Genomic DNA, 16179 nt, shown 5'->3' on the forward strand with positions numbered 1-16179 from the left:
GTATAGGAATGGCAAAGGCGGGGGCCGGTGCCCCCGGCGCGCGGGTCGCCGTAACCCGGGGGCCGTGCCCGCTGTTGCACAGCCGGCGGGTCCACCCACGGTGAACGGAGTCCGATGCCGCAGCTGACCGACCAGGGCGCGATCGACCGGGCCGCGACGATCGAGGAAGGCGCGACCGAACAGGGCGCCGTCGTGCAGGACGCGGCCGACCCGCCCCTGACCGACGGGGCTGCGATCGGCCGACCCGGGACCGACGGGGCCGCGGCCGACCCGCCCGCGGCCGACACGCCCGGGACCGACCCGCCCGGGACCGACCCGCCCGCGACCGACCCGCCCGCGACCGACCCGCCCGCGGCCGCCCCGACGACCGTCGATCTCGAGCGGGCGGGGACCTGGATGACCCCCGAGGAGTACGGCGCCTCGCGGGCCGCCGTGTGGACCGCTGCCGTCGTCCTCGTCACCGACACCGACGGCCGGGTCCTCGTCCAGAGCGTCGACTACCGTGCGGACCGGCTGCTCCCCGGCGGAGCCGTGGACGCGGGCGAGGCGCCGTCCGCGGCGGCCGCCCGTGAGCTGCGCGAGGAGCTCGGCGTCGACGGCCGCTACCCGCGCGGCCTCGCCGTGGACTGGGTCCCGGCCGACACCCCCGGCTTCCCGCCGGAGATGCGGTTCCCCGGAGAGATCCTGCACGTCTACGACGGCGGCACCTGGACCCCCGACCGGATCGACGCCGTCCGCCTCCCGGACCAGGAGATCACCGGCATCCACTTCGTCGAGCCGGCCGACCTGCCGGCCCTGATGGACGCGGGCGACGCCCGCCGCGCCCTGTCCGCCCTGCGCGCCCGCATCAACGGCGGTGGCACCGCCCTGCTGGAGGACGGCCGGCCCACCACGCCGACCGCCCTCGACCGGCTCGGCGTGCTCCGCACCCGCCGGACCCCGCAACACGGAGCCTGGCACCCCGGTCCGGTCCCCGCGCAGCTGCCCCCGCGGGACCGCTCGGGCTGGCTGTTCGCCCCCGACGGCCGGGTCCTGCTCCTGATCGCCCGCGCCACCGGCGCCGCCCACCTCCCGCCCCCGACGGCCGGATCGACCGCTGGGGCGGTGGTCCCGCTCGGCTACCGGTACGGCGACCGGGTCGCCCACGCCCGCGACGCGGCCCGCCTCACCTGCCTTCCCCCGGCCTCGGACCCCGCGCACGCCCGCCTCCTGGCCACCCCCGAACAGGTCCGCGAACTGAGCGACTGGGGCCCGGCCGGCGCCGACGAAATCGCGGCGGTCCACACGGCCCGCGCCCGCCTCGGCCTCCCCGCCCCCGCCCGCACCCCGCTCACGGAGCTCCCCGAGGAGGGCATCCGATGGTGACCTGTCAGCGGCGCCTCGTACCGTCGCGCGCATGGGATTCACCAGCGCCTGGTCGATCAGCAGCCACGAGGACCCCGTCATCGGGGAGCTCGCCCCGCGGACGGCGGCGGCCATCGAGGCCGACCGGACGTGCCCGCGGGCCCGCCGCCGGTGGGCGGCCTGGCAGCGTGCCCCGCTCCCCGACCACCGCACCTGGTGGGCCGGCACCGCGGCCGACGACGACGCGATCCGCTCCTTCCAGAACCTGACCCGACCGGGCCGTCACGTCGACGACCTGTGCGTCGGCGCCGCCGACCCCGACTTCCACGTCATGGAGGACATCTGGGACCGGCAGCCGGATCCGGCGGCGATGTTCGTGTCCGTACACCGGAAGGAGTATCCGGTCAGCGCGTTGTTCCACGCCCTCGGCCCCGAGCGCGCCGCCCTGCTGCCCGGCTGGTGCGGGAACTTCCTGCTGACCGCCGCCGAAGTGCGGCGGTCGCTGCCGCAGGTGGAGCGGGCCCTGGGCTTCGGACCGGGGGAGCGGGAGCGGGCGGAGCAGCAGGACTGGCTGGACTACGGGGCCCGCGACGAGAGCGTCCTCGACGGCCCGCTGCGCGCCTGGCGGGCCGCCGCGCGGGCAGGGCTCGGCCTGTGCGGGGTGGCGTGCCACGTGTACTGAGCGACGCGGGCCGGTGGTGCGGGCCGGTGGTGCGGGCCTGTGGCGCAGCAGGCGGGCGGTGCGGGCCGGTGGCGTGGGCGGTGCCGGTCGGCGTCCCCGTCCCGGCCCGCGGCCATCGCCGTGACCGGGAAATCCGCCGTCCACGGTCCGCGGTCCCGCAGCATGGGGCCATGAGCGACAGCGCGATCACCTACACCCTGTACATCCAGGCCGATCCCGCCCGGGTCTGGCAGGCACTCACCGAGCCCGCCTTCACCCGCCGGTACTGGGGCCTGAGCTTCGAGACCGATTGGGCGGTGGGCTCGCCGATGGACTGGGTCGAGCGGGGGGCCCGCACCAGCGACCCCGAGCAGGTGGTCCTCGGCTGCGTCCCGGACCGCCTGCTCTCCTACACCTGGCACACCTTCACCTCGCAGTGGGCGGCCTCGGTGGGCGTCGGCGAGGAGCTGCGGGCCGAGCTGGCGAAGGAGCGCCGCACGAAGGTGACGTACGAGATCGAGCCGGTCGGCGACACCCTCGCGCGGCTGACCATCCTGCACGAGGGCTTCGAACCCGGCGGCACCCTGATCGGCATGTGCGGGCGGGCCTGGCCGATGCTCGCGTCGAGTCTCAAGACCCTGCTGGAGACCGGGGCTCCGCTGCCCGAGCCGGAGCACGAGACGGACCAGGGAGCCGGCGGGTACGAGGCCCACGAGTCCCGGCCGGACCGCGGGACGCCCGAGGTCTGAACCACGGCGCGGAGAGCCGGTGCACGCCCCACCACCGGTTGCCGGGAGCCAGGCTCTCCGCGCCTCCCACCACCCCAACTGCCCTGCCCCGGCCCGCACCTGAGATCATGTGTATCGACCACGAATCAGGAGCGCACCCATGGCACTCGAGCACCACCGCGTCGTCATCACCGCCGCCGGCCGCGACTTCGGGCGTACCCTCGCCCTCCGGTTCGCGAGCCGGGGCGCCGAGGTCCACCTGTCCGCCCGCACCCTCGAAGCCGCCGAACGCGTCCGCCAGGAGATCATCGCGCAGGGCCACGACGCCGATCGCGTCCACGCCTTCGCCTGCGACCTCACCGACCCCGCCTCCGTACGGGAGTTCGCCGCCGCGGTGGCGGCCCGCACCGGCCACATCGACGTGCTCGTCAACAACGGTGCCCGCTACCAGCACGGCGCGGACCTGCTGTCCGCCTCCGACGAGGACGTCGTCGACACCCTCGCCTCCGCCGCCACCGGCACCGTCCTGGTCACCAAGGCCTTCCTCCCGCTGCTCCTGGAGTCGGCCAAGCCGGACATCGTCACCATGGTCTCCGGCTGCGGTGAGACCGGCCACCACCGGTCCGACGCGCACAGCGCGTTCTACGCGGCGAAGAGCGCGCAGGCCGGCTTCACCGAGATCCTCTCCCGCCGGCTGCGCGACCAGGGCGTCCGCGTCATCTCCCTGTACCCGCCGGACTTCGACAACCACGACCCGCTGTCGGACTCCTGGGACGGAGCCCCGCGCACGGCGAAGGACCCGCTCACCGCGCAGTCGGTGGTGGACTGCATCTTCTTCGCGATCGGCCAGCCCCGCGACTGCTTCATCAAGTCGTTCTACTTCGAGCAGGTCTGACGGCCATGGGGCAGACCCTGACGGAGATCCTGGACGCGGCGGCCGCGGGACGGTTCCCGCCCCCCGACGGCGGCACGACCGTCGTTCCGCAGGAGAACGGGCGTGACGCGGGTGTCCTCGCCTTCACCGCGCACTCCGTGGTGTTCACCGACGAGGACCCGGACTGGGTGAGATCCACCCTCGCCGCCCTGGACTGCGACGCACTGGCCGCGACCATGAACCCCCGCTTCCTGGCCGCACTGCTGGACCGCACGGGACGCGGCACCGACACGATCGACCTGCTCACCGTGGCCGGCCCGCTGTCCGGCGAGCCCCCGCTGGAGCTCCGGGAGCTGGCCGACCCCGACCACCCCCGCGTACGGCGGGCCCTGAGGCGCCGCGACGACGTACGGGTCTGGTCGGCCGACGGGGGAGTCCTCGTCCTCGGCCGGGGCGTCGCGGGCCGCTGGGAGGCAGCGATCGAGGTGGACGAGGACGTCCGCGCACGCGGGCTGGGCCGGCAACTGGCCCGCGCCGCCCGCCACCTCGTCCCCGACGGGCAGCCGGTCTGGTCCCAGCAGGCCACCGGCAACGCACGCAGCATCCGTGCCTTCCAGGCCGCCGGCTACCGGCCGGTCGGAGCGGAGGCCCTGATGCTGGCCCCCGCACCCTGAGAAATGCCGGCCCCCGCACCCTGAGACCACGGGACGGCAGAGCAGCCGCCCCTACGCCGCGCCGGTCGCCCTGTGGTGGTTCGACCAGCCGGCCACCGCGTGACCTCGTCCGTCCGTCCAGGTCATGGGCAGTCTGCGCCCGGCGTACCGTACGGGCAGGGGCAGTTGACCGCTCGGGCCCGCCCCGCCGGCCCCGGTGCCGGGCCATCGCCCGGGGACGAGGCCGGACGGGGAACACTGCCCGAACGGCCTTTCAGCGCAGGGGGACCCGACGTGTTCAAGGTGGTCTCGTCCGACGGCACGGCTATCGCCTGCGAGCGGCACGGCGACGAGGGCCCGACGCTGGTCCTCGTCGGCGGCACCTTGATGACCCGGGCACGGCACGCACCGCTCGCCTCGCTGCTGGCACGTGACTTCAGCGTCGTCAACTACGACCGCAGGGGCCGCGGTGACAGCGGTGACCACCCCGTCTACGACGTGCAGCGCGAGGTCGACGACCTGGACGCGGTGATCGAGCGGGTGGGCGGGCCCGTGCTGCTCTTCGGGATGTCCTCCGGAGCCGTCCTGGCTCTGGAGGCCGTGGCCAGGGGCAGCGCGGTCTCGGCCCTGGCCCTGTACGAGCCGCCGTTCGTCGTCGACGCGACCCGCCCGCCGCTGCCGGTCGACTACGTCGACCGCATGAAGGCGGTCGTCGCGCGGGGCGACGCGACGCAGGCCCTCGGCTATTTCCTGTCGGTGGGCCTGTCCATGCCGGACGAAGCCATCGCCGGGATGCGGAACACCCCTGTCTGGGCTGCGTGGGAGGCCGCCGCCCCGACCCTTCCCTACGACGGCCAGGTGATGGCCGACACGATGTCCGGCCGGCCGTTGCCCCCGGACCGGTGGCGGCCGGTGAACATACCCGTCCTCGTCGGCCACGGCAGCGCGGGCGAGACGTACATGGCCAACGGGGCGAAAGAGCTTGCCTCCCACGGGGACAACTACACGCTGTGCACCCTCCCCGGCCAGGACCACAACGTCGACCCGCACGCCCTCGCGCCTGTACTGACGGCCTTCTTCACCGGCGTCCAGCGCGACGTGCGGTCCGGATCCGTCGTGGTCCGACCCGGCATCGACCCACGAGTGCCTCGCTAGACCGTCCGTTCAGCGGTGGCCGGCGCCGGCGCCTTGCCGGACTCGGCCCGCAGCAGCTTCTCGCGCACACCGCCGCCCGAGAGGCGGTGCAAGCCGTACGCACCGGGCTTGCGCGCCTCGTCGGCCAGGTGCTTGACGACGCCCTTGCACACGAACTCCTTGAGCTTCGCACCAGGGCGACCGGCGACGTGGAACCAGAGCGCGATGTCGTTCTTGTGGGCGAACTGGAAGATGCCGGCGCGACGGCCCAGGCTGATGCACTGGCCGGCGAACACCTGGTTGAGGGTCGACGGCTGCTCTCCCGCGATCCGGCTGAGCACCGTGTCGGCGGCCCGCGCGCCCAGCGGCATCGCGGCCTGGCAGCTCATCCGCAGCGGCAGGCCGGACGGCGCCGCCGAGTCGCCGGCCGCGACGATGCGTACGTCGTCCACGCTGGTCAGCGTCTCGTCCGTGAGCAGGCGGCCCAGGGCGTCGGTGCTCAGCCCGCTGCGCACGGCCAGGTCCGGCACCCCGAAGCCGGCCGTCCAGACGGTCACGACGCTCGGCAGTTCGCCGCCGCCGCTGAGCCGCACGGCATCGCGGGTCACCGCCGTCACCTTCGTGTCGGGGCCGTCGAGCACGGTCACGCCGAGCCCGGCCAGCCGCTTGGCGACCGCGCGCCGCCCCCGCCGGTGCAGGTACGGGCCGAGCACGCCTCCGCAGACCAGGGTCACGGTGCGGCCCGCCTCGGCCAGTTCGGCGGCGGTCTCGATGCCCGTCGGACCGGCTCCGACCACCGTCACCGCGGCCGTCGCGGGCGCTGCGTCGAGGAGCGGCCGCAGCCGCTGCGCCTCCTCCAGGCTGCCGATCGGGTAGGCGAACGCGGCGGCTCCGGGCACGGCCGGGTCGGCGCTGCCGCTGCCCACCGCGTAGATCAGGTAGTCGTAGGCGACCGTCGGGCCCGACGCCAACTCCACGCCGCGCCCGGCCGCGTCGATCCGGGTCACGGTGTCGACCACCAGCCGGACGCCCTCGTTGAGGACCTCCCGGTAGTCGACCACCGCGTCGTCGGTCCCGCCCACCAGCTGGTGCAGGCGGATCCGCTCGACGAAGGTCCGGCGCGGGTTGACCAGGGTCACCGTCACGTCATCGCGCTGCGTCAGTCGATTGGCCGCCATGACGCCGGCGTACCCGCCGCCGATGACGACCACCTCGGTGTTCTCGCTCATGATCTCTCCCCGTTTCCCTCGTTGTCGGCTGTCGGGCACAAGACACCGACGACCCGGTCCCTGTGACAGGCACGGCCATGTGACCTGCGCCATACCTGGCTCACAAGAGTGCAGTCACTGCACTGATGTGCAATGACTGCATGAAGATATACTCATGGGGTGGGCGGCCGTCAAGGCCCCTGCCCACTCAACCGACTTGGGAGCGACAGGACATGACCAGTGACGATCCGGTCCGCCGCGGCGGACGCGAAGCGCAACGGCGCCGCACCCGGAAGGCGATCGTCGAGGCGGCGGTCCGGCTGAGTGCGGGCGGAGTGACGCCGTCCATCGACGAGATCGCGGTGGCCGCCGACGTGTCCCGCCGCACCGTCTACGTGTATTTCCCGAGCCTCGACCACCTGCTGATCGACGCGACCGCCGGCGCGCTCAACGAGCCCCCGGTCGAGGAGGCGTTGACCGACCCCGCGATCGCCGACGACCCCGCCGCACGGGTCGACGCCCTCATCCGGACGCTGCTGAAGTACTCACCGCAGTCGCTTCCCCTGGGCCGCCGGCTGATCCGGCTGACCGTCGACCCGCCGACGGGCGTGACGGGTGACACCGGGGAGCCGTCCGGCCCGCGCCGGGGCCCCCGCCGGATCGAATGGCTGGAGCAGGCCTGTGCACCGCTCCGCGACACCCTGAGCCAGGAGGAGTTCCGGCGGCTGATCTCGGCCCTGACCATCGTGGTCGGCTGGGAGGCGCAGATCGCCCTGCGCGACGTGCGCGGGCTCGACCCGGAGGCCGAACAGGAGGCCATCACCTGGGCCGCGCGCGCCCTGGTGGAGACGGCGATCAGGGAGCACGAAGCGGGCAGCCCCTAACGGCACCCTGGCCGCCGGTCGTTCACGGCGGTCGTGTGGAATGGGTGCCATGGGGAGAGGGAAGAAGCAGCAGCGGCCTGCCATAGGCATGCCGACCCGGGTCCTGGTCGCGCCGGTGGCGGGCGGTTGGGCGCAGTCGATCGCCGGCGTCGCCTGCGGTCGGCCCGATCCCGCCGTCGCCGACGCCGGGCAGGCCAAGGCCGTCGCGGCCGAGACCGTGACGGCCATCGCCCGGGACCGTCACGGACGGACCGTCGAGATCGCGTGGGAGCCGCTCCCGGGCGGCGCCTGGGTCGGTCACGTCCGCGAAGGCGGCGCCTGGGTCGGTCACGTCCGCGAAGGCGGCGCCCGATGAGCCGAACCGACGCCGACCTGCCGCCCGAACACTGGCGCTACGGCCGCCACTTGGAGTTCCTGGCCCTGGCGCCGGGGGAGAGCGCCGAGGTCGAGGCCGAAGCCGAGGCCGTCGCCGCCGTGCTGCGCGATCCCGACCCGGTGATGGCCGAGAGCGCGGTGGTCACGCACCTCGACCGGCGGGCGGCGCGACTGCTCGCCGACGAGGGGTTCCCCGTCTGGGCCCGCGCCATGGCCGCCGCGCTCGACGGCCGCGCGTTCCCCGAGCGCCGGCTGCGGGAGTGGATCCTGCTCAAGGCCATCACCCGCGACGAGCCCTGGTCCACGGCGGAACTCACCGCCGCCTCCGACTGGTGCCAGCGCACCGCCGCCCAGTCCCTGAACTCCTACGAGGCCCTGAGCCTGCTCGCCACCGACGCCCGCACCCGCCGCGTCCGCAACGCCGCCGCCGAGCGCCTGCGCCGCCGTACCGCGGTCTGACCCGGACGGGTCGCGGCGCCGGCCCCGCCCTGGCGGTCGCGTCCGCTCCGGGCTGCCGGCGTACCCCTGCGCGGCGATCGAGGCCGGGCAGCCGAACGCCCCCGGCACACCACGCGAAGGGCGCTGTACCGGGGGCGTTCGTGACGCGTCAGACGCCGCGGCGGACGCGGGCCGCGCGGCGGGCCTCGGCCTGCTGCCGGGCTTCCAGCGTCTTGCGGGACTCCTTGGCCCGGCCGGGGCGGGTGCCCATGCCGCGGAAACCGAGGTCCGACCCCGAGGGCTTGCCCTTGGCGTCGGTGGGCGCGGAGCCGGCCAGCGGGACCCCGGAGGGGGCCTTCGCGCCGGTGATCCGGCTCAGCGCCGCCTCACCGGAGCGCACCTGCGTGATCGTGGGCCGGACCCGTGCGTCCGCCAGCAGCCGGACCATGTCCCGGCGCTGGTTCGGGGTGACGAGGGTGACGACCCGTCCGGACTCGCCGGCCCGGGCGGTACGGCCGCCGCGGTGCAGGTAGTCCTTGTGGTCGGCGGGCGGGTCGACGTTGACCACGAGGTCGAGGTCGTCGATGTGGATGCCGCGCGCCGCCACGTTGGTCGCGACCAGGACGGTGACGGCCCCGGTCTTGAACTGCGCCAGGGTCCGGGTGCGCTGCGGCTGGGACTTGCCGCTGTGCAGCCCCTCGGCCCGTACGCCCATGGCGCGCAGGTGCTTCACGAACTGGTCGACGCCGTGCTTGGTGTCGAGGAACATCAGCACCCGGTTGTCGCGGGCCGCGATCTCGGTGGCCGCCGAGATCTTGTCGGCCGCGTGGATGTGCAGCACGTGGTGGTCCATCGTGGTCACCGCGCCCGCCTGCGGGTCGACGGAGTGCGAGACCGGGTCCTTCAGGTACGTCCGGACGAGCTGGTCCACGTTGCGGTCCAGGGTCGCCGAGAACAGCATCCGCTGCCCCGCGTGGTGCACCTGGTCCAGGATCTCGGTGACCTGCGGCATGAAGCCCATGTCGCACATCTGGTCGGCCTCGTCGAGCACGGTGATCTTCACCCGCTCCAGGTGCACGTCCCGCCGCCCGACCAGGTCGCTGAGCCGCCCGGGGGTGGCCACCACGATCTCGGCGCCGGTGCGCAGGGCGCTCACCTGCCGGCCGATGGACAGTCCGCCGACCACGGTCGCCATCCGCAGCTTCAGGGCCGCCGCGTACGGATCCAGTGCCTCGGTCACCTGCTGCGCCAGCTCGCGCGTCGGTACGAGGACCAGCGCGAGCGGGCGCTTCGGGTCCGCCTGCTGTCCCGCCGTGCGCGCCAGCATGGCCAGGCCGAAGGCGAGGGTCTTGCCCGAGCCGGTCCGGCCGCGGCCGAGGACGTCCCGGCCGGCCAGGGCGTTCGGGAGCGTCGCGGCCTGGATGGGGAACGGCTCCTTGACCTCCAGGGAGGCCATGGTCTCCACCAGCTCAGAGGGCAGGTCGAGCTCCGCGAACGACGCCACCGGCGGGAGCGCCGGCGCCTTCGGCTGGTGCATCGTGAACTCGCCCTGCGGCCCGATGCTCCGGGGGGTCTTGCCGCCGGACTTGGCTCCGGCCTTGGCACCGCCCTTCACACCGAAGCGTCCATGAACTGACGGGTTCCTCATGCAGGGCCTTTCGAAACGAGGAAGGAGATGGTCAACCGCCCATGGTACCAGTGGGCGCTAAGGCACCTCCGTGTCCAGTTCTCCCGACCGCACCTGCGCGCAGTGGGCCCTGACCTCGACCGCGGCGCGCTCGAACCAGTCGGCGATCACGGCGATCTCGTCGGGCGTGTAGTCCGCGAACAGGGCGCCGAGCCGGTCGTAGAACGGCTGGTAGACCGCGACGACCCGGGCGGCGGCCGCGGGCTCCGCCACCACCCGTACCCGGCGCCGGTCGGCCGGGTCGGGCCGGCGCCGCGCGTAGCCGGCGCGTTCGAGGCGGTTGAGCACCCCGGTGACGGCGCCGGTGGTGAGGTCCACCAGCTCGGCGAGCTCACCGGCGGCCAGGGGGCTGTCGCCCGCTCCCAGAATGTGCCCCAGACAGGTCAGATCCGTGACGTTGAGGCCGAGCCGCTGCGCCACCTCCTGCTGGCCGACGACGCCCAGGGCGACGTACTGGTCCATGCGTGACATCGCCTCCGCGGCCGTGGCCGGGGGGCGGGTCTTGCCCTCCACGCACATACTCCTTAGCATCTAAGTAACTTAGCTCGTGAGATAAAAGGAACCTCTCGTCGAGCCTACTGCCGCACGTCCGAACGGGGAGAACCATGAGCGCGCACGGTCACGTCGACCTCGGCCACACGGTGGCCGGCTGGACCGGTACCACCGTGGCCCTGCTGGGCTTCGCCGGAGCGGGCGTCGCCGTGTGCGCGGCCTGGGCCCCCGGGATCTGGATCGGCCTCGGCGTCGTCGCCGCCGCGGGGATCGTCACCTGGCTGCTGCACCTCGCCGGCTGGGGCAAGCCGAGCGGGCCCCGTCCGGAAGCCGACTGGGACTGGCGGACCCGGGACGCCCTCGCCCGCACGGGGCACGCCGACTGCCTGGGCTGCCGCGTCGGCGGACCGCGCCGGGCCGTGGCGGCGGCCCCTGGGCCCCGGTCCGCCACCCCGTTGCCCGCGGCGGACGTCGGCGGGTGACGTGCGGCTGGAAACCCTCCGGGAGCACTTCGGGGGCACTCTCGGAGGGCCCCGCGAGGAGCGGCTCCCCCGTTTCGCGGACAACACGGCCACAAGTTCGAATGCGCGCCGCGCCCCGGTTGGCCGCGTTCAGCGTGTGCTGTGGGGGACTGTTGGGCAGGATCGAGACGGCCGCGCGTGCGGCCCGCAGTGGAACGTTGTGAAGGATCAGCCAGATGGCAACAGGCATCGTGAAGTGGTTCAACTCGGAGAAGGGGTTCGGCTTCATCCAGCAGGACGACGGCGGCCCTGACGTGTTCGTGCACTTCTCCGCGATCGAGAGCACCGGGTTCAAGTCGCTGGACGAGAACGCGCGCGTCGAGTACCAGGTCACCCAAGGCCCCAAGGGCCCCCAGGCCGAGCGGGTGGTTCCCATCGGGTAGTCCGCTTCACGAGCCACGCCCGTGAAACGAGCCCCGCCGGTGCGTCCGGCGGGGTTTCGTGCGTTCCGGGCCCGGCGGGGTCTTCGCCGCCCCCGTCTACGGGTGCGCGATGGCGCGGTGGAGGGCCAGCAGAAGCAGCCACAGGCGGTCCGCCAGCGCGTCCGGGCTCCCCGGGATGCCGTCGTGCAGCCAGTCCGCGAGGACGCCGGTGAAGGCGGCGGCGACGGCCGAGGCGACGAGCTCCGGGTGCGGGGCGCCCGCCGCCGCGCGCTCGGCGCGGGCGCGGGCGCGCAGCTCCCGGTGGAGGCGGTCGCCGAGCGGGCCGCCGCCGCCCGGCAGGAGCAGCGTCCGGTAGAGCGGTGCGCGCCCGGCGGCGCCCGCCAGGAACTCGGCCAGGGCGGCGGGGGGCCGCGCCGGGGGGAGCGGCGAGGGGCCGGTCTGCCAGGCGTGCAGGGCGTCGACCGCCGCGTGCACCACATCCGCGCACGCGTCCACGGCGAGCCCGGTGAGGTCCTCGTAGTGCAGGTAGAACGTGGCGCGGCCGACGCCCGCCCGGCGGACCACCGCCGACACGCTGACCTCGGCGAGCGGCCGCCCCGCGCACTCGGCCAGCAGGCTTTCGCGCAGCCGTGCCTTGGTCCGGGCCGTGCGCGGGTCCTCCGGACGCGGGTCCTTCCCGCCCTGGCTCACCTCGCGCCGGTCCTCCTCGCGCGGTCCGTGCGGGCTCACGCGGCCAGCAGCGCCGCGCCGAGGGCCAGGGCGCCGGGCAGGGCCTGGGCGACGAGGATCCGGCGGTTGGCGGTCGCCGCCCCGTACACCCCGGCCACGATCACGCAGACCAGGAAGAAGATCTGCGTGGCGAGCGAGTCGATGACCAGCGCCCAGACCAGGCCGGCGGCGAGGAAGCCGTTGTAGAGGCCCTGGTTGGCGGCCAGCGGCGCGGTGAGGCGGGCGGTGTCCGCGTCGAAGCCGGACAGGGCGCGGCCCGGCGGCCGCTGCCACAGGAACATCTCCAGGACCAGGAAGTACACGTGCAGCGCGGCCACGAGGCCGATCAGGATCTGAGCGACCGCATGCATGGCCGTCTCCACTTCTCGGGGGTCGGGGGTCGGGGGGCTGTCCGGGAACGTCACCGGGGATTTCCTGGACAACTGTACAGGAAATCCGACTGTCGGACGGCGCGGATACGCTGGCCCGATGACCGAGCACTCACCCCGGCCGACGCCCGCCGGACTCCTCTACGCGGACTTCGGCACCGGGCGCCACCGAGAGAGCTCCCTGGTCCGGCACGCCCTCGGCAGCACGCACGACGAGGCACTCGTCGCGGGCCTCGCCGGCGGGATCGGCTTCATGTACTTCGTCTTCGAGTACGCCGGCCACCCGCCCCTGCTCACGATCGTGGCGCAGGCCCACCCCGACCCGTGGGCGCGGTCGGCCCTCGACCGGCTCCGCGTCCCCTACGAGGTGGCCCACAGCTCCAAGCCCCGCTGGGACCGGGTGCACGCCGCCCTCGACGCGGGGCGGCCGGTGTTCTGCACGGTCGACCGGTCCGGGCTCCCGTGGCACGAGGACACTCCCGAGATGGCCGGTGCCGATCCGTACACCGTGGTCCTCGCCGGGTACGACGGCGACGTCCTGTACGTCGAGGACGGGGCACCCGCCCCGTACCGGATCGACGCGCAGGAGTTCGGCGCCGCCTGGTCCGGGCACCGCAAGGGCCGCCACCAGATGATCGTGCCCACCGGCCCCGCCACCGGCGCCCCCGACGTCGAGGGGGCCCTGGCCGCCACCGCCGCCCGCCTCACCGGACCGGTGCTGGGCAACAAGTTCGACGTCAACTTCGGCTTCTCCGGGATGGAGAAGCTCGCCGCGCAGCTGCGCGACACCCGCACCAAGACCGGCTGGGAGCGCCGCTTCGGCGCCCCGGAGGCCTTCCTCGCGGGGACCCGCCGGCTGTACGCGTGCCTGGAGGAGGAGTGGACCGCGCCCGGCGCCACCCGGCCGCTGTACGCGGACTTCCTCGACCTCGTCGGGCGGCCGGAGGCGGCCGCCCTGTTCCGTGCGTCGGCCGGGCACTGGTCCCGGCTCGCGGAGCTGGCGCGCGCCGCCGGCCCGGACGTGGACACCGCGGGGCGCCGGGCCCTGTTCGACGAGTGCGCCGGCCTGGTGGACCGCTCCCTGGACCTGGAACGCCGGGCCGTCACCCTGCTCTGAGCCGGGCGGCCCCCCGAGCCGGGCGGACCCTCAGGGGCGGGCGGACCCTCAGAGGTGGGCGTCCAGGAACGCCCGGAACTCCTCGCGCGTCATCGGCCCCGCCTGGCTCGCGACCGCCTCGCCGTCCTTGATGAGCACGGCGGTCGGCGCGCTCGTCACGCCGTAGCGCTTCGTCGGCTCGGGGCACCGGGTCATGTCGGTGCGGACGGCGGTGAACCGCGTCCCGTACTCCTGCGCCAGTTCGCCGACGACCGCGTCCATCGCGCGGCACGCCTCGACGGCCTTGGGCCAGGTGCCGCAGAAGTACGCGAGAACGGGCCCCGTCGTCATCGAGAGGATGAAGTCGAACTCCTGGTTCTCCAGTGGCTGGTGCACCCGACGTGCCATGCGTGTCGCTCCTCGCTCGTGCGCCCCCTCGGTAGGGAGGGCGGCCCCCATCATCGCCGCCGCACGGGGCGACGGCTGCCGGGCCCGTTGTCAGTGGTGCCTGTGAAGCTGATCAGCATGGACGACAGGATGCTCCGGCGCCGGGTCTACGGCGCCGACCACGAGGACCCCGACCCCGGCCCGCGCCAGGGCCATGTCTACGGCGAGCTGGTCGGCGGGCCGCTCGACGGGCTCCTCCTGGACATCACCGGCTGGAGCGCGCCCCAGCTCGCCGAGGAGGCCAGGCTCCCCACGGAGATAGGGCGCTACGGAGCGGGCGGCCGCGCCCACTACCGCCGTCGCGCGGGCGACCCGGGCCACTGGGACTGGACGGGCGACAGCCGCTGAGTGCGACGCCGGGTGGCCGCCTCCGGAAATTCTTCGAAGAATTTCCGGAGAGCCGTCGATCCGGGCGTCTCCCGTTCGACGCAGGGGTGAGAGGCGGGGAGAGTCCCCGCCCTCCGACCGAGGAGTCACCATGCCGCGCTTCCTGACGATGATCCGCATCAACGAGCAGCAACTCTCCCCCGAGACCCCGTTCCCGGCCGATTTCGAGCAGCGGATGGGCGCCCTGCACGAGGAGATCACCAAGGCCGGGGTCATGCTCGACACGGCGGGTCTGCTGCCCACCTCCGAGGGCACCCGGCTCACCTGGTCCGGCGGGAAGGTCAGCTACACCGACGGTCCCTTCACCGAGACCAAGGAGGTCGTCGGCGGCTACTCCCTGAGCCAGTGCAAGGACAAGGCCGAGGCCATCGAGTGGACCCGCCGGTTCCTCGAGATCCACCCGCCGGAGTGGAACGTCAGCGCCGAGGTCCGGGAGATCCAGGAAATGTGATCCCCGCGCGCCCGCGCCGCGTTTGCCCTGCATCGTCACGGCTGCTCTGATGGGTGGCCGTGACGGCAGTGAGTGCGGCCCAGGCGGTCGAAGCGGTGTTCAGGATCGAGTCCGCGCGGATCATCGCCGGTGTCGCCCGTATCGTGCGGGACGTCGGCATCGCGGAGGAGATCGCCCAGGACGCCCTCGTCGCCGCGCTGGAACAGTGGCCCGAGTCGGGCGTCCCGGACCGGCCGGGCGCCTGGCTCACGGCCACCGCCAAGCACCGCGCGATCGACCTCGTCCGCCGCAAGGAGACGTACGCGCGCAAGCTCGCGGAGGTCGGCCGGAGCCTGGAGGACGTACCGCCGCCCGCCGAACCGGCCGAGCTCGCGGACCCTGAGCACATCGACGACGACCTGCTGCGCCTGATCTTCACCTCCTGCCACCCCGTCCTCGCCACGGACGCCCGGATCGCGCTGACCCTGCGCCTGATGGGCGGACTGACGACCCAGGAGATCGCCCGCGCCTTCCTCGCGTCCGAGCCGACCATCGCCCAGCGCATCGTCCGGGCGAAGCGGGCCCTGGCCAAGGCCGGGGTGCCCTTCGAGGTCCCGTACGGCGCCGACCGCGAGACCCGGCTCTCCTCGGTGCTGGAGGTCATCTACCTCGTCTTCAACGAGGGGTACTCGGCCACCGCCGGGGACGACCTCGTCCGCCCCGCCCTGTGCGAGGACGCCCTGCGCCTGGCCCGCGTCCTGGCCGGCCTGATGCCCAAGGAGCCCGAGGTGCACGGCCTCGCCGCGCTGCTGGAGTTCCAGGCGTCCCGGATCGCCACCCGCACCGGCCCCGACGGCGAACCGGTGCTGCTCGCCGACCAGAACCGGGCCCGGTGGAACCGCATGCTCATCGACCGCGGTGCCCGGGCCCTGCGCCAGGCCGGGAACGGCCCGTACTCCGTCCAGGCCGCGATCGCCGGCTGCCACGCGGCGGCGGTCCGCTACGAGGACACGGACTGGCCGAGGATCGCGGCCCTCTACGGGCGGCTCGTCCAGCTGGTCCCGTCACCGGTGGTGGAACTCAACCGGGCGGTCGCGGTCTCGATGGCCGAGGGGCCCGAGGCGGCCCTGCCGCTGGTCGACGCCCTGATGCGGGAACCGGCCCTGCGCTCCTACCACTTGCTGCCGAGCGTACGGGGAGATCTGCTGGAGCGGCTCGGCCGGCCCGGCGAGGCCCGCGCGGAGTTCGAACGCGCGGCCTCGCTCACCCGCAACGAGCAGGAACGCACTCTCCTCCTGCGGCGCGCGGCCCGCCTCTGAGCCGCCTTTGTGCCCCGCGTG

At 74.0% G+C, this 16179-nt stretch carries 21 protein-coding genes; 15 read left to right on the forward strand and 6 right to left on the reverse strand.

All coding sequences use genetic code 11. The features are described from left to right. Positions 1 to 114: 114 nt before the first annotated feature. From OG534_RS34675 to OG534_RS34700, 6 genes are all read left to right on the forward strand, one after another. Positions 115 to 1365: an NUDIX hydrolase gene (locus OG534_RS34675; protein WP_326586462.1), complete on the forward strand. Its 1251-nt coding sequence runs from the start codon at positions 115 to 117 to the stop codon at positions 1363 to 1365. Between the two features lie 31 nt (positions 1366 to 1396). Then, a complete protein-coding gene (locus OG534_RS34680) occupies positions 1397 to 2026 on the forward strand; it encodes a hypothetical protein (RefSeq protein ID WP_326586461.1) in 630 nt (209 codons plus the stop codon). A gap of 170 nt (positions 2027 to 2196) precedes the next feature. Further along, complete coding sequence (locus tag OG534_RS34685; RefSeq protein ID WP_326586460.1) at positions 2197 to 2754, forward strand: SRPBCC domain-containing protein; 558 nt, start codon at positions 2197 to 2199, stop codon at positions 2752 to 2754. Positions 2755 to 2893: 139 nt separating this feature from the next. Next, positions 2894 to 3628 (forward strand): SDR family oxidoreductase, encoded by a 735-nt coding sequence (locus OG534_RS34690; RefSeq protein ID WP_326586459.1) that lies wholly within the window; start codon positions 2894 to 2896, stop codon positions 3626 to 3628. 5 nt (positions 3629 to 3633) lie between these two features. Continuing rightward, positions 3634 to 4281 (forward strand): GNAT family N-acetyltransferase, encoded by a 648-nt coding sequence (locus OG534_RS34695; protein WP_326586458.1) that lies wholly within the window; start codon positions 3634 to 3636, stop codon positions 4279 to 4281. 273 nt (positions 4282 to 4554) lie between these two features. Continuing rightward, the gene (locus OG534_RS34700) at positions 4555 to 5415 is read left to right on the forward strand and encodes an alpha/beta fold hydrolase (RefSeq protein WP_326586457.1); all 861 of its coding nucleotides are present in this window, start codon (positions 4555 to 4557) and stop codon (positions 5413 to 5415) included. Here the strand turns inward: OG534_RS34700 and OG534_RS34705 are convergent. Further along, positions 5412 to 6623 carry an NAD(P)/FAD-dependent oxidoreductase gene (locus OG534_RS34705; protein ID WP_326586456.1) on the reverse strand — a complete coding sequence of 404 codons (1212 nt, stop codon included), beginning with the start codon at positions 6621 to 6623 and terminating at the stop codon, positions 5412 to 5414. The genes OG534_RS34700 and OG534_RS34705 overlap by 4 nt on opposite strands. A 212-nt stretch (positions 6624 to 6835) precedes the next feature. Between OG534_RS34705 and OG534_RS34710 the strand changes: the two genes are divergently transcribed. Genes OG534_RS34710 through OG534_RS34720 form a run of 3 tightly spaced genes read left to right on the forward strand, consistent with a single transcriptional unit; the run spans position 6836 to position 8320 of the window. Beyond that, positions 6836 to 7486: a TetR/AcrR family transcriptional regulator gene (locus OG534_RS34710; protein WP_326586455.1), complete on the forward strand. Its 651-nt coding sequence runs from the start codon at positions 6836 to 6838 to the stop codon at positions 7484 to 7486. 49 nt (positions 7487 to 7535) lie between these two features. Continuing rightward, on the forward strand, positions 7536 to 7841 hold the full coding sequence (locus OG534_RS34715; RefSeq protein WP_326586454.1) for a hypothetical protein: 306 nt from the start codon (positions 7536 to 7538) through the stop codon (positions 7839 to 7841). After that, positions 7838 to 8320 carry a hypothetical protein gene (locus tag OG534_RS34720; RefSeq protein WP_326586453.1) on the forward strand — a complete coding sequence of 161 codons (483 nt, stop codon included), beginning with the start codon at positions 7838 to 7840 and terminating at the stop codon, positions 8318 to 8320. Before OG534_RS34715 ends, OG534_RS34720 begins: the two co-directional genes overlap by 4 nt. Positions 8321 to 8468: 148 nt before the next feature. On the opposite strand, the gene OG534_RS34725 is transcribed toward OG534_RS34720, so the two are convergent. Together OG534_RS34725 and OG534_RS34730 are read right to left on the reverse strand one after the other, a co-directional pair. Further along, the gene (locus tag OG534_RS34725; protein ID WP_385149465.1) at positions 8469 to 9947 is read right to left on the reverse strand and encodes a DEAD/DEAH box helicase; all 1479 of its coding nucleotides are present in this window, start codon (positions 9945 to 9947) and stop codon (positions 8469 to 8471) included. Between the two features lie 57 nt (positions 9948 to 10004). Beyond that, positions 10005 to 10499 (reverse strand): MarR family transcriptional regulator, encoded by a 495-nt coding sequence (locus OG534_RS34730; protein WP_326586452.1) that lies wholly within the window; start codon positions 10497 to 10499, stop codon positions 10005 to 10007. A 92-nt stretch (positions 10500 to 10591) separates the two neighbouring features. On the opposite strand from OG534_RS34730, the gene OG534_RS34735 reads away from it, so the two are divergent. After that, positions 10592 to 10960, forward strand: coding sequence for an HGxxPAAW family protein (locus tag OG534_RS34735; protein WP_326586451.1), 369 nt, complete (start codon positions 10592 to 10594; stop codon positions 10958 to 10960). Positions 10961 to 11175: 215 nt separating this feature from the next. Next, positions 11176 to 11382 carry a cold-shock protein gene (locus OG534_RS34740; protein WP_326586450.1) on the forward strand — a complete coding sequence of 69 codons (207 nt, stop codon included), beginning with the start codon at positions 11176 to 11178 and terminating at the stop codon, positions 11380 to 11382. A 96-nt stretch (positions 11383 to 11478) separates the two neighbouring features. Here OG534_RS34740 and OG534_RS34745 read toward each other — a convergent pair whose 3' ends face one another. Continuing rightward, positions 11479 to 12072: a TetR/AcrR family transcriptional regulator gene (locus OG534_RS34745; protein WP_326593435.1), complete on the reverse strand. Its 594-nt coding sequence runs from the start codon at positions 12070 to 12072 to the stop codon at positions 11479 to 11481. Positions 12073 to 12107: 35 nt separating this feature from the next. After that, positions 12108 to 12461, reverse strand: a complete 354-nt coding sequence (locus tag OG534_RS34750; protein WP_326586449.1) for a DUF1304 domain-containing protein — start codon at positions 12459 to 12461, stop codon at positions 12108 to 12110. Between the two features lie 118 nt (positions 12462 to 12579). On the opposite strand from OG534_RS34750, the gene OG534_RS34755 reads away from it, so the two are divergent. Beyond that, positions 12580 to 13596 carry a BtrH N-terminal domain-containing protein gene (locus tag OG534_RS34755; protein ID WP_326586447.1) on the forward strand — a complete coding sequence of 339 codons (1017 nt, stop codon included), beginning with the start codon at positions 12580 to 12582 and terminating at the stop codon, positions 13594 to 13596. Between the two features lie 48 nt (positions 13597 to 13644). On the opposite strand, the gene OG534_RS34760 is transcribed toward OG534_RS34755, so the two are convergent. Then, positions 13645 to 13983, reverse strand: coding sequence for a thioredoxin family protein (locus OG534_RS34760; protein WP_326586446.1), 339 nt, complete (start codon positions 13981 to 13983; stop codon positions 13645 to 13647). Positions 13984 to 14100: 117 nt separating this feature from the next. On the opposite strand from OG534_RS34760, the gene OG534_RS34765 reads away from it, so the two are divergent. From OG534_RS34765 to OG534_RS34775, 3 genes are all read left to right on the forward strand, one after another. Then, positions 14101 to 14370: a hypothetical protein gene (locus OG534_RS34765; protein WP_326586445.1), complete on the forward strand. Its 270-nt coding sequence runs from the start codon at positions 14101 to 14103 to the stop codon at positions 14368 to 14370. Positions 14371 to 14500: 130 nt separating this feature from the next. Continuing rightward, positions 14501 to 14860, forward strand: a complete 360-nt coding sequence (locus OG534_RS34770) for a YciI family protein (RefSeq protein ID WP_326586444.1) — start codon at positions 14501 to 14503, stop codon at positions 14858 to 14860. A gap of 68 nt (positions 14861 to 14928) precedes the next feature. Next, complete coding sequence (locus tag OG534_RS34775) at positions 14929 to 16158, forward strand: RNA polymerase sigma factor (RefSeq protein WP_326593434.1); 1230 nt, start codon at positions 14929 to 14931, stop codon at positions 16156 to 16158. Positions 16159 to 16179: the final 21 nt, after the last annotated feature.

The organism is Streptomyces sp. NBC_01294, from assembly GCF_035917235.1.
GTDB classification, from domain to species: Bacteria; Actinomycetota; Actinomycetes; order Streptomycetales; family Streptomycetaceae; genus Streptomyces; species Streptomyces caledonius.

Bases quoted from the DNA above. Each gene is read 5' to 3' on its own strand.
- OG534_RS34675 (WP_326586462.1), top strand. From the start codon at position 115: ATGCCGCAGCTGACCGACCAGGGCGCGATCGACCGGGCCGCGACGATC.
- OG534_RS34680 (WP_326586461.1), top strand. From the start codon at position 1,397: ATGGGATTCACCAGCGCCTGGTCGATCAGCAGCCACGAGGACCCCGTC.
- OG534_RS34685 (WP_326586460.1), top strand. From the start codon at position 2,197: ATGAGCGACAGCGCGATCACCTACACCCTGTACATCCAGGCCGATCCC.
- OG534_RS34690 (WP_326586459.1), top strand. From the start codon at position 2,894: ATGGCACTCGAGCACCACCGCGTCGTCATCACCGCCGCCGGCCGCGAC.
- OG534_RS34695 (WP_326586458.1), top strand. From the start codon at position 3,634: ATGGGGCAGACCCTGACGGAGATCCTGGACGCGGCGGCCGCGGGACGG.
- OG534_RS34705 (WP_326586456.1), bottom strand. From the start codon at position 6,623: ATGAGCGAGAACACCGAGGTGGTCGTCATCGGCGGCGGGTACGCCGGC.
- OG534_RS34710 (WP_326586455.1), top strand. From the start codon at position 6,836: ATGACCAGTGACGATCCGGTCCGCCGCGGCGGACGCGAAGCGCAACGG.
- OG534_RS34715 (WP_326586454.1), top strand. From the start codon at position 7,536: ATGGGGAGAGGGAAGAAGCAGCAGCGGCCTGCCATAGGCATGCCGACC.
- OG534_RS34720 (WP_326586453.1), top strand. From the start codon at position 7,838: ATGAGCCGAACCGACGCCGACCTGCCGCCCGAACACTGGCGCTACGGC.
- OG534_RS34725 (WP_385149465.1), bottom strand. From the start codon at position 9,947: ATGAGGAACCCGTCAGTTCATGGACGCTTCGGTGTGAAGGGCGGTGCC.
- OG534_RS34735 (WP_326586451.1), top strand. From the start codon at position 10,592: ATGAGCGCGCACGGTCACGTCGACCTCGGCCACACGGTGGCCGGCTGG.
- OG534_RS34740 (WP_326586450.1), top strand. From the start codon at position 11,176: ATGGCAACAGGCATCGTGAAGTGGTTCAACTCGGAGAAGGGGTTCGGC.
- OG534_RS34750 (WP_326586449.1), bottom strand. From the start codon at position 12,461: ATGCATGCGGTCGCTCAGATCCTGATCGGCCTCGTGGCCGCGCTGCAC.
- OG534_RS34755 (WP_326586447.1), top strand. From the start codon at position 12,580: ATGACCGAGCACTCACCCCGGCCGACGCCCGCCGGACTCCTCTACGCG.
- OG534_RS34760 (WP_326586446.1), bottom strand. From the start codon at position 13,983: ATGGCACGTCGGGTGCACCAGCCACTGGAGAACCAGGAGTTCGACTTC.
- OG534_RS34765 (WP_326586445.1), top strand. From the start codon at position 14,101: ATGGACGACAGGATGCTCCGGCGCCGGGTCTACGGCGCCGACCACGAG.
- OG534_RS34770 (WP_326586444.1), top strand. From the start codon at position 14,501: ATGCCGCGCTTCCTGACGATGATCCGCATCAACGAGCAGCAACTCTCC.